13 protein-coding genes and 1 pseudogene are annotated in these 14,958 nt (G+C 71.9%); 6 read left to right on the top strand and 8 right to left on the bottom strand.

Annotated features, from left to right (window positions below; translation table 11 throughout):
- Positions 1 to 5 precede the first annotated feature (5 nt).
- Positions 6 to 1,619 carry a class I adenylate-forming enzyme family protein gene (locus H4F70_RS01190; protein ID WP_182358708.1) on the bottom strand — a complete coding sequence of 538 codons (1,614 nt, stop codon included), beginning with the start codon at positions 1,617 to 1,619 and terminating at the stop codon, positions 6 to 8.
- A 211-nt stretch (positions 1,620 to 1,830) separates the two neighbouring features.
- Between H4F70_RS01190 and H4F70_RS01185 the strand changes: the two genes are divergently transcribed.
- A complete protein-coding gene (locus tag H4F70_RS01185) occupies positions 1,831 to 2,628 on the top strand; it encodes an IclR family transcriptional regulator (RefSeq protein WP_182358707.1) in 798 nt (265 codons plus the stop codon).
- Between the two features lie 38 nt (positions 2,629 to 2,666).
- Here the strand turns inward: H4F70_RS01185 and cysN are convergent, their stop codons facing one another.
- Genes cysN through H4F70_RS01165 form a run of 4 tightly spaced genes read right to left on the bottom strand, consistent with a single transcriptional unit; the run spans position 2,667 to position 6,950 of the window.
- Complete coding sequence (gene cysN / locus H4F70_RS01180; RefSeq protein ID WP_182358706.1) at positions 2,667 to 4,601, bottom strand: sulfate adenylyltransferase subunit CysN; 1,935 nt, start codon at positions 4,599 to 4,601, stop codon at positions 2,667 to 2,669.
- On the bottom strand, positions 4,601 to 5,536 hold the full coding sequence (cysD, locus tag H4F70_RS01175; protein WP_182358705.1) for a sulfate adenylyltransferase subunit CysD: 936 nt from the start codon (positions 5,534 to 5,536) through the stop codon (positions 4,601 to 4,603). Before cysD ends, cysN begins: the two co-directional genes overlap by 1 nt.
- A complete protein-coding gene (locus H4F70_RS01170; RefSeq protein WP_276521080.1) occupies positions 5,533 to 6,330 on the bottom strand; it encodes a 3'(2'),5'-bisphosphate nucleotidase CysQ in 798 nt (265 codons plus the stop codon). The genes cysD and H4F70_RS01170 overlap by 4 nt, the downstream gene beginning before the upstream one ends.
- Positions 6,327 to 6,950, bottom strand: coding sequence for a TetR/AcrR family transcriptional regulator (locus H4F70_RS01165; RefSeq protein ID WP_182358704.1), 624 nt, complete (start codon positions 6,948 to 6,950; stop codon positions 6,327 to 6,329). Before H4F70_RS01165 ends, H4F70_RS01170 begins: the two co-directional genes overlap by 4 nt.
- Before the next feature lie 82 nt (positions 6,951 to 7,032).
- Between H4F70_RS01165 and H4F70_RS01160 the strand changes: the two genes are divergently transcribed.
- From H4F70_RS01160 to H4F70_RS01150, 3 genes are read left to right on the top strand one after another with little or no spacing between them, the layout of a single operon-like run.
- On the top strand, positions 7,033 to 8,448 hold the full coding sequence (locus tag H4F70_RS01160; protein WP_182358703.1) for an MFS transporter: 1,416 nt from the start codon (positions 7,033 to 7,035) through the stop codon (positions 8,446 to 8,448).
- A gap of 36 nt (positions 8,449 to 8,484) precedes the next feature.
- Entirely contained in the window at positions 8,485 to 9,492 is a 1,008-nt protein-coding gene (locus H4F70_RS01155; RefSeq protein ID WP_182358702.1) for a TIGR03617 family F420-dependent LLM class oxidoreductase, read from the top strand.
- On the top strand, positions 9,489 to 10,292 hold the full coding sequence (locus tag H4F70_RS01150; protein WP_182358701.1) for an enoyl-CoA hydratase/isomerase family protein: 804 nt from the start codon (positions 9,489 to 9,491) through the stop codon (positions 10,290 to 10,292). The genes H4F70_RS01155 and H4F70_RS01150 overlap by 4 nt, the downstream gene beginning before the upstream one ends.
- 18 nt (positions 10,293 to 10,310) lie before the next feature.
- On the opposite strand, the gene H4F70_RS01145 is transcribed toward H4F70_RS01150, so the two are convergent.
- Together H4F70_RS01145 and H4F70_RS01140 are read right to left on the bottom strand one after the other, a co-directional pair.
- A complete protein-coding gene (locus H4F70_RS01145; protein WP_182360078.1) occupies positions 10,311 to 10,517 on the bottom strand; it encodes a CsbD family protein in 207 nt (68 codons plus the stop codon).
- Positions 10,518 to 10,662: 145 nt separating this feature from the next.
- Positions 10,663 to 11,274, bottom strand: a complete 612-nt coding sequence (locus H4F70_RS01140) for a helix-turn-helix domain-containing protein (RefSeq protein WP_182358700.1) — start codon at positions 11,272 to 11,274, stop codon at positions 10,663 to 10,665.
- A gap of 65 nt (positions 11,275 to 11,339) precedes the next feature.
- On the opposite strand from H4F70_RS01140, the pseudogene H4F70_RS21255 reads away from it, so the two are divergent.
- Both H4F70_RS21255 and H4F70_RS21250 read left to right on the top strand, forming a co-directional pair.
- Positions 11,340 to 12,302 (top strand): annotated as a pseudogene (locus H4F70_RS21255) (NAD(P)/FAD-dependent oxidoreductase); the annotation flags it as partial.
- Between the two features lie 126 nt (positions 12,303 to 12,428).
- On the top strand, positions 12,429 to 12,986 hold the full coding sequence (locus tag H4F70_RS21250; protein ID WP_443735773.1) for a class I SAM-dependent methyltransferase: 558 nt from the start codon (positions 12,429 to 12,431) through the stop codon (positions 12,984 to 12,986).
- Positions 12,987 to 12,999: 13 nt separating this feature from the next.
- Here the strand turns inward: H4F70_RS21250 and H4F70_RS01130 are convergent, their stop codons facing one another.
- Entirely contained in the window at positions 13,000 to 14,958 is a 1,959-nt protein-coding gene (locus tag H4F70_RS01130; RefSeq protein WP_182358698.1) for a serine hydrolase domain-containing protein, read from the bottom strand.

Here is a 14,958-nt window from a genome sequence, read left to right as displayed (position 1 = left end):
GAAGGTCACGCGAAGCCGGTGCGGATCACCTTGCCGGTCGCATTGCGCGGCAGCGGATCGGTGGTCACCGTCCACTGCGAGGGGATCTTGTAGCCGGCGATCAGGCCGTCGAGGTGCCGCCTCAGCGCTTCCTCGTCGGCCGCGCCGTCCTCGCGCAGCACGACGACCGCCGACACCTCCTGCCCGTACTCCGCACTGGGGCGGCCGAAGACGATCGACTCGGCCACCGTGGGATGGGTGTCCAGGGCGTCCTCCACCTCGGCCGGGTAGACGTTCTCGCCGCCGCGGATGATCAGGTCGCTGCGGCGCGAGTTGATCTCGAGTTCGCCGTCCCGCAGCACGCCGAGGTCGCCGGTGTGCAGCCACCCGTCGACGTCGACGGCCTTGGCCGTGGCCTCGTCGTCGTCCCAGAAGCCGAGCATCACCATCGCCCCGCGCACGCACACCTCGCCCTCGACGCCGTCCGGCACGGTCGCGCCGGCCGCGTCGCACACCCGCACCTGCGTGTTCACCGCCGCGCTGCCCACCGAGCGCGGGTTGGCCGCAAGCTGCGCCGGAGTCGCGATCGTGGCGGCGGTGGAACACTCCGTCTGCCCATACGTGGCCACCATCGAGGCCGTCGCCTGCGGCAGCAGCTCGCGCAGCGCCGAACGCATGGCGGGGGCCGTGGGTGCGGTGCCCAGCGAGAGCGAACGCAGCGACGTCAGGTCCCGTTCCGCGACGCTGCCCTCATCCAGCAGCCGGTGCGCCATGGTGGGGACGGCGGTCCAGTGGGTGACGCGTTCACGCTCGATGAGCTCCAGCACTCGGCCGACGTCGAACCGACCGGTCGCGATCACCGCGGTCTCGCCGCTGTCGAGGCGCGGGACCGCGATGTTGTGCAGGGCGGCGATGTGGAACAGCGGCCCGGTCATCAGGTAGCGGCGAGGGTACTGCGGCGCCCCCGCGGCGGCCGCCACCGCGTCGTTGTACCGGTGGAAGTCGCGGGCTGCGATGAGGTTGCGGTGCGAATGCACGGCCCCCTTGGGCCTCCCGGTGGTGCCCGAGGTGTAGACGATCGCGACCGGATCGTCCTCCGCCGGACGCACGCCGGGGAGCTCTGCGGAGCCCCCGCCCGCGCCGAGGTCGACGGCCGCCGACTCGACCGGCAGTACCGGAACCTGGGCCGCGGGCGCGACCGCTGCCGCCTCTGCCAAACGCTCGCGCCGCCGCCCGTCGGCGACGATCACCGACGGGCGGGCGTGCCCGCACGCATAGGCGATCTCGCCCACCGCCCAGTGCGAGTTCATCGCGACGACGATGCCGCCCGCAGCGACCGTCGCCCAGAAGGTCACGACCCACTCGATACTGTTCGCCGCCAGGATGCCGACCCTGTCGCCGGGCCGCACCCCGAACCGCTCGCGGAGCTCTGCCGCGAGCGCGGCGACCATACGGTGGTGCTCCGCGAAGGTGACGTGCCGGCCTTCGCACGCGAGGTACACGCCGTCCCCGTGCGCGCGAGACCGTTCGAGCATGTCCACCAGCGAGCGGTCCCTATCGGCGAACACGGGCATCCGCACTCCGCGCACGTCCTCGTCGCGAACCGGCGGAGGCGTCGGTGTGCGTGTCGTCGGCCCCATCCTCGAACCCCTTCCACCGCGCTGCCTTCGCCAGACAACCGCCATCCCCCGTGTGATGTGGGACTGGCATTGCGCTCCGACGTGATCTTCCTCATTCTAGAACAAGCGCTTGCTCCAATCTCGGTTCCGTCCGGGACCCGAGCGCCCGGAGGTTCCTTTGCCGCACAGTCACGTTCACCGCACCGGCCCGTCGTCCGGGCCGGCGACGTCGATGATCGAGCGGGTGACGCTGATCTTCGACGCCTTCCACAGTGCCGGCGAGATCTTGCCCCTCGGCAGCGTCGCCCGCCGCGCGGGCCTCCCGTACTCGACCACCCACCGCATTCTGGAATCGCTCATCCGGCTGGAGTGGGTCAACCAGACGCCCCTCGGCTACGCCCTGGGGAGACGCGGGCTGCGGTTCCGCAGCGGGGCGGTCGACCACACCGCATTGCGCGCCACCGCCGCACCGCACCTGCACGCGCTGCACCTGCAGACCGGCACGCCCGTGTTCCTCACGGCCCTGGACGGCGTCGACACAGTGGTGCTGGACAGGGTGGGCGGCGGCCGCGCGGCGTTGCCGGGCCTCGAGGTGGGCGCGCGCGGCGCCCTGCACCGCTCCGCCGGCGGCCGGGCGATGCTGTCCGCCCTCACGCCCGAGGAGGTCGAGGAACTGGTCTCCGCGCCGCCGCGCGGCGGGCGCTGCGGGCCGCCGCCGTCTCTGCCTGCGCTGCACCGCGAACTCGACAGGGTGCGGCGGCGTGGCGGGCTTGCCGTCGAGCGCGCGGCGACGGTCCCCGGCTTCGGCGCCGGCGCGGGCCGCATGAGCGCCGCGTCCGACATCGTCGGCCTCGCGGCACCCGTCCTCGGAGCGACGGGCCCCTCCGCCGCTGTGTCCCTTCACGCGCGGCCCACGGTGCCGATCCGCGAATGGTGCATCCCGCTGCTCGTGCAGGCGGCGCGCCGGATCAGCGGCGAAACCGAGGGCGACGATCCCGACTCGTCGGCCCCGGTCCCGGCATCCGCCTGAGGGCCCAGCACCGATCCGGCGGCTGTGAACGATCGGGGCTATCCGACGATGCCGTCGCCGCGCAGCGCGGACACGACCGCGGCCGCGGCGTCCTCCGGTGCGCCGTCCCCGGTGTGCAGGTGCACCTCCGGCGCCATCGGCTCCTCGTACGGCGAGTCGATGCCGGTGAAGTTCACGAGCTCGCCCCGGCGGGCTTTGCTATAGAGCCCCTTGGGATCCCGGGCCTCGGCCACCTCCAGCGGAGTGTCGACGAACACCTCGTAGAACCGGTCCGCACCGATGGTCTCGCGCGCCGCCTCCCTGTCCGCCCGGAACGGCGAGATGAGCGAGACCAGCACGATGAGACCCGCGTCCGCCATGAGCGTGGCCACCTCGGCGACGCGCCGGATGTTCTCCACCCGGTCGGCCTCGGTGAATCCCAGGTCGCGGCCCAGGCCGTGGCGCACGTTGTCGCCGTCGAGCAGATAGGTGTGTCCACCCCGCGCGTGCAGGTCGCGTTCGACGAGGTTGGCGATGGTCGACTTGCCCGCGCCGGACAAGCCGGTGAGCCACACGACCGCCGGCTTGTGCCCCTTGAGACGCGCCCGCGCCTGCGCGTCCACGTCCACCTGCTGCCAGTGGATGTTGTCGGCCCGCCGGAGCGCATAGTCGATCATCCCGGCGCCCATCGTGTTCCCCGACATGCGGTCGATGAGGAGGAACGCGCCGGTCTCGCCGCCGTCGGCGTAGGCGTCGAACGGCACCGGGCGGTCGAAGCTCACGTTGCACACCCCGATCTCGTTGACGTCGAGGGTCGTCGTCGCCGTGTGCTCGAGGGTGTTGACGTTGATCGTGTACTTGGGGCGCGTGATCCGCGCCTGCACCTCGCTGGTGCCGATCCGGCACAGATAGGGGCGTTCGGGGATCATCTCCTGCTCGGCCAGCCACACCACGTGGGCGGCGAACTGGTCGGATAACGCCGGCGCATCGTCCGCGGCAGCGATCACGTCGCCGCGGCTCACGTCGATCTCGTCCGCCAGGGTGAGCGTGACCGACTGCCCGGCGACGGCCTGGTCCAGGTCGCCGTCCATGGTGACGATCCGGCCGATCGTGCTCGTCTGCCCCGACGGCATTACCCGCACCGCGTCGCCGGGGGCCGCCGTGCCGGAGACGAGCTGCCCGGAGAACCCGCGGAACGTGTGGTCCGGGCGGTTGACCCACTGCACCGGCATCCGCATCGGTCGCGCCTGGTGGTCGTCTTCGATCTGTACCGCCTCGAGGTGCTCGATCAGCGACGGGCCGGTGTACCAGGGCGTGCGGGGGCTCGGACCCGTGAGGTTGTCCCCCATGAGCGCCGACATCGGGATCGTGACGACATTCGCCGCGCCGATGCGCCCGGCGAACTCGCGGAAGTCGCCGTCGATCGCGTCGAACACGTCCTGCGAGTAGTCCACCAGGTCGAGCTTGTTCACGGCGAGGACCACGTGGCGGATGCCCAGCAGCGACACCAGGTACGCGTGCCGGCGGGTCTGCTGCAGCACCCCCTTGCGCGCGTCGACGAGCAGCACCGCGAGGTCCGCGGTGGACGCCCCGGTGACCATGTTGCGCGTGTACTGCTCGTGACCGGGCGTGTCGGCGACGATGAACTTGCGTTTGGTGGTGGTGAAGAAGCGGTAGGCGACGTCGATGGTGATGCCCTGCTCGCGCTCGGCGGCGAGGCCGTCGACGAGCAGCGCGAAATCGAGGTTGCCGCCCTGCGTCCCGGACTTGCGCGAATCCGTTTCGAGGGCGCTGAGCTGGTCTTCGAACACCAGCTGGGACTCGTAGAGCAGCCGGCCGATCATCGTCGACTTGCCGTCGTCCACACTGCCGCAGGTGATGAAGCGCAGCATCGACTTGTTCGCGTGCATCGCCAGGTATGCGTCGATGTCGGCGGCGATGAGGTCGGAGTCCACGGCGCGGGCCGGGGCGACCGGTTCGGATACCTGTGCCATCAGAAGTAGCCCTCCTGCTTCTTGCGTTCCATCGACGCGGCGCCGTCCTTGTCGATCACGCGCCCCTGCCGCTCGGAGGTGGTGGTGAGCAGCATTTCCTGGATGATGCCGGTCAGCGTGTCCGCCTCGGACTCGACCGCGCCGGTGAGCGGGTAGCAGCCGAGAGTGCGGAAGCGGACGCTGCGCATCTGCGGGGTCTCGTCCGGGCGCAGCGGCATGCGGTCGTCGTCGACCATGATCAGGGTGCCGTCGCGCTCGACCACCGGCCGCCGCGCCGCGTAGTACAGCGGCACGATGGGGATACTCTCGCGCAGGATGTACTGCCAGATGTCGAGCTCGGTCCAGTTCGACAGCGGGAACACGCGCAGCGATTCGCCGCGGGCCTTGTTCAAGTTGTAGAGCCGCCACAGCTCGGGACGCTGACGCTTGGGGTCCCAGCGGTGCTCGGGCGACCGGACGGAGAAGATGCGCTCCTTGGCACGCGACTTCTCCTCGTCACGGCGCGCCCCGCCGAACGCGGCGTCGAACCCGTACTTGTCCAGCGCCTGTTTGAGCCCCTCCGTCTTCCACATCGTGGTGTGCACCGCGGATCCGTGATCGAACGGGTTGATCCCGCGCGAGACGCACTCGGGGTTCCGGTGGACGAGCAGATCCAGGTCCTCCGATGCGGCGATCCGGTCGCGGAACTCGTACATCTGACGGAACTTCCAGGTGGTGTCCACGTGCAGCAGCGGAAAGGGCAGGCGCGACGGGTGGAAGGCCTTGCGCGCCAAGTGGAGCATGACCGACGAGTCCTTGCCGATCGAGTAGAGCATCACCGGGTTCTCGCTGCCGGCGACGGTCTCGCGCATGATGTGGATGCTCTCGGCCTCGAGGCGCTCCAGGTGCGTGAGGGTTTTCGCGGGCCCCCGCGCGGCGGTTGTCGGGTTGTTCATCGGGCGAGCACCTCCAGGGTCCGTGCCGCGAGTTCCGGCCGGCAGATCAGCAGGTCCGGAAGCTGCGGGTCGGGGCGGTTGTAGTGCAGGGGCGAGCCGTCGATGCGCGAGACGTGCAGCCCGGCCGCCTGCGCGACGGCCACCGGGGCGGCGGAGTCCCACTCGTACTGACCACCGACGTGCGCATACACCTCCGCATCACCGCGGACCACCGCCATCGCCTTCGCCCCGGCGGACCCCATCTCCACGAGGGTTCCGCCGAGCGGCTCGGCGAGACGCAGGATCGGCGCGGGACGCCGCGTGCGGCTCACCAGGATCCGCGGCGACGACGGCGGCGGGACCGCGAGCGGGTCCGGGTGCTCGGCGCTCGAACAGGTCACGCCCAGCCCGGGCAGCGCCACCGCGCCGGCCACCAACTCGCCGTGCTCGACGAGCGCGACGTGCACCGCCCAGTCGGTCCGCGGCGGCTCGCCGTACTCGCGGGTGCCGTCGAGCGGGTCGACGATCCACACGCGCTCGGCGTGCAGGCGGGCGCGGTCGTCGGCACCTTCCTCCGACAACACCGCGTCGCCCGGGAAGCGTGCACCGATGAGGCGGATGAGCTCGTCGTGGCTGCGCGCGTCGCCGCGGTCCCGCAGGGCCGCGCGCTCCGCGTCGTCCAACGCGGTGCCCGCGTCGGCGCGCAGCCGCAGCAGCAGGCCGCCCGCCGCCTCGGCGAACTCTGCTGCCGCGGCGGCGTCCGCGACGCGCGGCGGGCGGTGGTCCAGGTCGGTCATGAGGGGGTCTCCGGTCATTCGAGGATGGAGCGGGCGAGCGCGGCGGTGGAGTAGGCGACCAGTTCCTCGCGCGCTCCGCCCCGCAGCCACTTGTTGGTGAGGGTGTCCGCGATGCCCGTGAGACCCGCCCACACGTACAGCACCATCGCGGGATCGTCGCGCAGCGCGCGGCCTTCGGCGTCCGCGGACTCGGCGAGCGCACGGTGCAGCGCGGCGAACTGGCGGTCGGAGCACGCGCGCAGCTCGCGCACCGACTCGCGTTCCATCCCGCTCCCGTCGACCGTCTGCCACGTGGACGCGAGGTACCCGACGCGCTTCCACTGCCGCGTCGCCTCCGGCACGATCGCCGCGAGCAGACCGGCGACTCCCCTGTCACGGGGCAGCGCCTCGATGAACTCCGCCAGCTCGGTCTCCGCCTCCTGCAGCAGCGTGATGAAGATGTCCTGCTTGTCGACGAAGTACTGGTAGATCAGCCCGGGGCTCATGCCGGCGCGCTTGGCGACGTCCCTGTTGGTGAGCGCCGGATATCCGCCCTCGTCGAGGATCTCCACGGCCGCATCCAGCACGGCACGACGCCGCGCGACCGCATCGCCGTATACGGACCCGCCTCGCGGCGGCCCGCCCTGTGTCGAGGTCATGCCGCCACGGTAGACGCAAATTGACCATTGATCAATCTGTGGTGCCAGTCACTGGGGCATGACGACGTGCCAAGGTTGACCCATGGCGGGTGTGCGGAACGACAGGCGGACGCCGGTGCTGCTGGCCCTCGTCCTGTCGATGGCCCTCGTCGCGATGGACACGACGATCGTCGCCACCGCGGTGCCGCAGGTGGTCGCCGATCTCGGCGGGTTCTCGCTGATCGGCTGGGTGTTCTCCGTCTACATGCTCGCCCAGACCGTGACGATCCCGGTCTACGGCAAGCTCGCCGACCTCTACGGCCGCAAGCCGGTGCTGCTGTTCGGGATCAGCCTGTTCCTGCTCGGCTCGCTGCTCTCGGCGCTGTCGTGGAACATGCTCGCGCTCATCATCTTCCGGGCGTTGCAGGGCTTCGGGGCCGGATCCATCGGGGCCACCGTGAACACCGTGGCCGGCGACCTCTACAGCGTCGAGGAGCGCGGCCGCATCCAGGGCTACCTCTCGAGCGTGTGGGGCGTCTCCGCGGTGACGGCCCCGGCGATCGGCGGCGCGTTCGCCGAGTTCGTCTCGTGGCGCTGGATCTTCCTGGTCAACCTGCCCATCGGCCTGCTTGCGCTGGGGCTGCTCGCGCGACTGCTGCACGAAGACGTCGAGCGCCGCCGGCACCGCATCGACTTCGCCGGGGCCGGGCTGGTGCTCGTCTCCGCGTCGCTGCTCATCCTCGGCCTGCTGCAGGGCGGCACGGCGTGGGCGTGGGGCTCGGCAGCGAGCATCGCCGTCTTCGCACTTGCGCTGGTCACCGCGGTCGCCGTGGTGTTCGTGGAGCGCCGGGCCGCCGAGCCGATCCTGCCGCTGCACCTGTGGGCGCGCCGCCTGCCCGCCGGCTCCTACGCGGCCACGTTCACCGCCGGGATGATGGTGATCGGCCTGTCGATCTACCTGCCCAACTGGGCCCAGCAGGTGCTCGGACTCGGCGCGGTGGCCGCCGGGTTCGTGCTGGCGACGATGAGCATCACCTGGCCCACCGCCTCGGGGCTGTCCGCCCGCCTCTACATGCGCATCGGATTCCGCAACACCGCGCTCATCGGCACCGGGTTCGCCGTCGCCTCCGGGATCGTGTTCAGCACGCTGTCGGTGTCGTCGCCGGTGTGGCAGGCGGTGCTCGGCAGCGCGCTCATGGGCGCCGGAATGGGGCTGATCGTCTCGCCGCTACTGGTGGGCCTGCAGAGCACCGTCGGCTGGTCGGAACGCGGCACCATCACCGGCGGGGCGATGTTCGCGCGGTACCTGGGCCAGAGCCTGGGTGCCGCGGTGTTCGGCGCCGTCACCAACGCGGTGCTCCGCGACCACGCGGGCGCCCCGCCGGCCATCGCGATGAACGCCGCCACCCACGCCACCTTCGTCGGGCTCCTCGCCGCCGCCGTCGCGACGGCCCTCATCCTCACCTTCGTGGTCCCGCGCAGTTTCCGTGCGCACGTGGCCGATGATGCTATGAAGTAGTGGGTGGACATGTGAGGTAGACGGACAGGAGCCGCCGTGAAGCTGGACGTGCAACTCGATGCGCCGCTGGAGGATTCCGCCCGGCGCGCATGTGAGCTGGTGGCGTGCGGGGTGGACGGGCTGTTCAGCTTCGAGGGCGCGCACGACGTGTTCCTGCCCCTCGCGCTCGCCACGCAGTCCGTCCGTGCGGATCTGATGACGAACGTGGCCATAGCGCTGCCCCGCAGCCCGCTGCACCTGGCGCACATGGCCTACGACCTGCACACGCTCAGCGGGGGACGGTTCCGGCTGGGGCTGGGCGCCCAGACCCGCCCGCACATCGAGAAGCGGTACGGGGCGCAGTGGTCCCGGCCTGCCGCCCGCATGCGCGAGACCGTCGCCGCCGTGCGCGCGATCCTCGACGCGTGGGAGCACGGCAGCCGGCCGGACTTCCACGGAGAGTTCACCCGACACACCTTCATGCCCCGGATGTTCGATCCGGGCCCCAACCCGTACGGGCGCCCGGAGGTCTGCATGGGGGCGCTCGGCCCACTCATGACCCGTACCGCCGCCGAGGTGGCCGACGGCCTGCTGGTCATGCCGTTTAACACCGCACGCCACTTCCGGGAGCACACCCTGCCCGCGGTCGAGGAAGGGCTGCGACGCGGCGGACGTTCCCCCGGGCAGTTCGCCATCTACCCGCAGGTGGTGGTTGCGATGGGACGCACTGCGGACGAGCTGGAGCGTGCCCGCCGCGGAGTGCGGTCGCTGCTCGCCTTCTACGGCTCAACGCCGGCGTACCGCCGCGTCCTGGACGTGCACGGCTGGGGCGAGACGCAACCCCGGTTGAACGCGTTGATCAAAGCGGGCGAGACCGCCGCGATGAGCGCGCTCATCACCGACGAAATGGCGGCCGCGCTGTCGGTGCAGGGGACGCCCGAGGAGTGCGCAGACCAGATCATCGCCAGGTTCGGCGACCACGCGGGCAGGGTGTGCTGCTACTTCCCCGGCTACGACGTCGCGGACGCGCACATCGCCGACCTCGCAGCGGCGGTGGCCGCATGAGCACCGTGCTGTGCGAGACCGCCGACGGCGTCGCCGTCATCACGCTGCACCGCCCGGAGCGCCGCAACGCCTTCACGAAAGAGATGGGGGTGGACCTGAGCGAGGCGTACCGTGCCGCAGACGCGGACGACGACGTGCGGGCAATCGTCGTCACCGGGACCCCGCCGGCGTTCTGCGCGGGCGCCGACATGTCGGCAGCGGGGTCGACGTTCGATGCTCCGCGTGACGGATTCACCGCGTCGCCGATCGCCCCGCCCGCGTTCGAATTGAACACCCCCGTGATCGCCGCCGTCAACGGCCACGCGATCGGTATCGGGCTGACGATCGCGATGCAGGCGGACATCCGCATCGTCGCCGACGACGCCCGGTACGCGATCCCCCAGGTACGCCGGGGCATGATGCCGGACGCCATGGCGCACTGGACTGTCCCGCAGATCGCCGGGTCCGCGGTGGCCGCCGAGGTGCTGATGACGGGCCGCACCTTCGACGGGCCCGAAGCGCAGCGCATGGGCCTGGCCGGCCGGTCGCTGCCCGCCGCGGACGTCGTGCCCGCCGCCATGGAGATCGCCGCCGACATCACTGCGAACGTCTCTCCGCTGTCCGCCGCGCTGACCAAGCGGCTGCTGTGGGACACGCTGCGCCGCGGCTACTCCCCGGAGCGCGTGGCGGAACTGGAGACCGAGGGGCACATGCAGGTGATGGGCACGGCGGACGCACGCGAGGGCGGCGCCTCCTTCGCCGAGCGCCGCCCGCCGCGGTTCACATCGCGGGTGCCGCGTGACTGGCGGGGCCTGGGCTGACGCGCTGCCGGTGCCGTTTCACTCGTCCTTGCCGCCGGTGAGCCTGTCGGCGATCTCGTTAGCCTTGTCCTTGGCTTTCTCCACGCCCTGCTTCACCGACGAGGATGCCTGGTCGGCCTGCCCCTCGTCCCTGAGGTCGTCGTCACCGGACGCCGCGCCGGCCGCCTCCTTGGCGCGCCCCCTGAGCTCCTCGGCCTTGTTCTCAAACTTGTCCCGGACTCCCATCAGAACCTCCTCGTCGTGCAGGTCGGTCGTCCCGCGCCGCGGACGCGCGTCCCGGGCGCTCACGGTCATGCCGCTGAACGCCAACGTACGCGCGTCGGGGTCGATCCGCCCGCCCCGAGGACGGGCCCGGCGGGGTCGCGGACGGTCAAGCACTGCCCCCGCGCCGCCCGGAGCCCTCGGCCCTCCGCGGCCGGGCCCGCACGTGCATCCGCTCGCCCTGCGGCCCGAAGAGCACCAGCAGCTCCACCGGCCGCCCATCGGCGCTGCCGAACCAGTGCGGGGTGTGCGTGTCGAACTCGGCCGCCTCGCCCGCACCCAGCACCAGGTCCAGCTCCCCCAGCAGCAGCCGCAGCCTGCCGCTCAGTACGTACATCCACTCGTAGCCCTCGTGGCTGCGCTGCTCGCCGGACGTCTCCTCCGGGCCGATGATCATCTTGAACGCTTGCACGCCGCCGGGCCGCCGGGTCAGCGGCAGGTAAGTGCGCCCGTCCGCGCTCACCGGCTGCGCCCGCACCCGTGGGTCCTCGGTGGCCGCCCCGTGCACGAGCTCCTCGAGGGGCACGTCGTGCGCCCGCGCCAGCCGGAACAGCAACTCCAAGGTGGGCTTGCGACTGCCCGATTCCAGTCGGGACAGCGTGCTCACCGAGACCCCGCTCGCCGCCGACACGTCGGCCAGCGTGGCCCCGCGCCGCTCCCGCACCTCCCGCAGCCGCGGCCCCACACGCTCCAGGGCATCGTCGATCTCGCTGTCGTCCATGCCCCCATTTTGCCGTTTCAGCAACGTTGTTTGTCAACCCCGCGCGCGGCGCGCATCCTTGCGACATGACGGATTCACTTCAGGAAACCCCTGCACGTCGCGACGCGACGTACGACGTGGTGGTGCTCGGCGGCGGCGCCGCGGGACTCAGCGGCGCGCTCGCCCTGGCACGTTCCCGCCGCAGCGTCCTCGTGCTCGACGCCGGCGAGCCGCGCAATACCGCCGCCGGGCACGTGCACAACTACCTCACCCGCGAAGGCACTCCCCCCGCCGCGCTGTACGCGGCGGGGCGCGCGGACGTCGAGGGCTACGGCGGCACGATCCTCACCGCGCAGGTCACCGACCTGGCACGCAACGACGACGGGAACTTCCTCGTCACCTACGACGACGGCGACGCCCACGCCACCGTCCGCGCCCGCAGGCTGCTCGCCGCCACCGGATCACGCGACGCGCTGCCGGACATCCCCGGGCTGGCGGAGCACTGGGGCTCCGGCGTTCTGCACTGCCCGTACTGCCACGGCTGGGAGGTACGCGACCAGCGGATCGCCGTCCTGGCGACGGGGCCGATGGCAGCCCACCAGGCCCTGCTGTTCCGGCAGCTCAGCGAGCACGTCACCGTCGTCCTGCACGGCGCGCCGCCGTTCGACGACGCTCAGTCCGAGCAGTTCGCCGCCCTCGGCATCCCCGTCGTCGACGGGCCCGTCTCCGCCGTCGAATCGGGGCCGTCGGGGCTCACCGGCATCCGCCTGGCCGACGGCTCCGTCGTCGCGCTCGACGCGCTGGTCGTCGCCCCGGTGACGCACGCCCGCGCGGGGATCCTCCGCCCACTTGGGCTGCAGCCGCAGGATTTCCTGGCCGGAGACACCCTCATGGGGACGGTCGTCGCCGCCGATCCGACCGGTAAGACCGACGCGCCCGGCGTGTGGGCGGCGGGCAACATCACCGACCCCTCCGCCCAGGTGATCGCCTCCGCCGCAGCGGGCCTGAAGGCGGGCGCCATGATCAACGCGGACCTCGCCGCCGCCGACGCCGACGACGCTCTCTACGAACACCGCTACGGCCGACGTGCCTGGGACGACCGCTACCGAGGAGGGGACGGCGCACATCACCATCACACCCGGGACGACGGCGCCGACGGTCATGCGCACGGCCGGATGTGGAGCGGCAGGCCCAACGCCGTGGTGGTCGACGAGCTCGCGGACCTGAAGCCCGGCAGCGCATTCGACGCGGGCGCCGGCGAGGGCGGCGACGCGTTGTGGCTCGCCGGGCGGGGCTGGAAGGTGACCGCCGCGGACCTGTCCGCCGTCGCGCTCGAGCGCGCCGCGGACGCCGCCGCACAACGGGAAGTGTCGGTCGACTGGCGTCGTGTGGACCTGACCCGCGACCCGGTGCCCGGCAGCTACGACCTCGTGACCGCCTCCTACCTGCACTTGCCTACCGAGAGGCGATCGCGCCTGTTCGCCCGCCTCGCCGCGGCCGTCGCCCCTGGCGGCACCCTGCTCATCGTGGGCCACCACCCGAGCGACGCGGACTCCGGGGTGCACCGGCCCGACCTCGCCGACATCGGCTGGACTGCCGAGGATCTCGCGCAGTCGTTGCCGTCGGGATGGGTCGTGGACACCTGCGCCACGAGGGCACGGACCGAGCACGGGGCCGACGGCGACGAGTGCACCGTCCACGACGCCGTGCTCCGCGCGCACCGGGAGTCGTGACGCGGCGGCCCCATCATCCGGGCAGCGCGACCAGGCCGTAGTTGGCGGCGCCCGCCACGAACACGGTCCCCGCGACCGTGACGACGGTGAACGCCGCGCGGCCGGGCACCGTCCACCAGCCGCGGATCCAGGCCACCGGGGCCGTGACGATCGTCCCGGCCACCGGTAGGACCAGGGCGGCCCCCAGCCACGGCAGCGACGTCAACAGCGGCGAGCCCAGCAGCACGCGCTCGGAAAGCAGGTTGCCGTCGGCGACGAGCACGGCGAACTGGCAGGCGAAGGCCGTGCCCAGCACACCGGTGAGCCACGCGGACAGGCGTGCGCAGATGGCACCGCGCGCGATCCGGGCGGGTACCGGAGACCTCGCGCGGCGCCATCGTTCCCACCCTGCGACCGCCGGGTATCCGGCGGCCGCGAGCAGAAGCACGATGGCCGCGGTGCCGATCGCGATCAGATGCCACCCGGGATCCTCGTACCAGGACAGCCGCTCGTACGCAGTGGCCTCGGGTCCGCCGCCCGCGAGGACCCCGTCGTCGAAGGCGATCCGACCGGGGCCGCCCTCCTCGGTGAACACGCCCGGGGTCTGCTGCACCCAATGCTGTTCCTGCACTGACGGGTCCATCGACAGCCCGGTGGTGGTGATCCGCCCGGCGCCGTCAGCGCGCACCTGCACCGAGGAGGTGAGGCCGGCGAACCGCATCACCGAATCGCTGCTCACCGTGGACGGGCGGTAGGTCCCGGCGTAGCGGGACGTGTCGTCGACCTGCGCGCCGGACGCGGCACCGGCGCCGCCCGCGCCTGCATGGTCCGGCGCGGGCGGCACCAGGCCACGGACGACTGCGCGCGTGAGCTCCTTGGCGTCCCAGAACGCGGCCCCGTCCTCGCCGTCGCCGTTGTAAGTGATGAAGACCCCGACGCCGGCGTCGGGCACCAGCGCGAGATTGCTGTGGAAGCCCGGCAGATCCCCGTCCTTCACCAGCACGCGGTGCCCGGACCATGCACGTTCCGCGAACCCGTAGGCCATCCCGGGCACGCGGTCGTCCTGCGCATAGTGCTGCCGTTGAACGCGTTCCGTGACACCTCGTCCCAGCGCCGGATCCGGGCCGAGCTGGGCGAGCATGAACCGCCCCACGTCGGCCGCCGTGGTGACAACGCCGGCGCCCGTCGGGGTCCAGGCTCCGAACTGCCCGCGTGCCTCCTCGTAGCCGTCCCCGGCGGGGCGGTAGCCGGTGGCCAGCGACTCGTCCACGGCCGGCGGATGAGGTTGGGCCAGCGTCGTGGAATGCATGCCGGCGGGCGCCAGCACCGTCTCGCGCACGTACTCAGCGAACGGGCGCCCGGTGACCTCCTCCACCAAGTGGCCTCCCAGCGCGAAGCCGTAGTTGTCGTACGCGACGACGCTGCCGGGGGCGCGCACCCTGGCCGGCGGAGCGTCGGCCACGCTCCGGCCCAGCGACGGCAGCCCCGCGCCGCTGGCGGAGGCGCGACCGACCACGTCGTTGTCGAAACCCCCCGTGTGCGTGAGCAGGTCCGCCGCGGTCACAGGCTGCCCGGGGAACGTGTCCGGCACCTGCAAATCGTCCAGATACCGGTTGACGTCCGCGTGCGGGTCCAGCGCGCCCTGCCCGATCAGCCGGCTCAGCGCCATGGCCGTGAAAGTCTTCGCCACCGAAGCCGGGAAGAACCCGGTGTGCTGGGCGTCGACCGGACGCGATTCTTCGACGTCGGCGAGGCCGTACCCCTGTGAGAACACGATCCGCCCGTCGGCGACCACCGCCACGGCGGCCCCGGGAATGCGGTCGTCGGCAAGCTGACCGGGCACGATCGCGTCGACGATCGCTTCCGCCGCCGCACCGGGGTCCGTGTCGCGCGGCTGCTCGGCCTGCGCGACACCCGCCGTCGCCGCCGATAGTGCGACGGCCGCGGACGCCGCCCCCGCTGCCAGGATCGCTTCGCGCCCCACCCTGTGCAT

Source organism: Tomitella gaofuii (assembly GCF_014126825.1).
Classification (GTDB): domain Bacteria; phylum Actinomycetota; class Actinomycetes; order Mycobacteriales; family Mycobacteriaceae; genus Tomitella; species Tomitella gaofuii.
The sequence above is the reverse complement of the archived record's forward strand: the minus strand, read 5'-3'. Positions and strand labels throughout refer to the sequence as shown.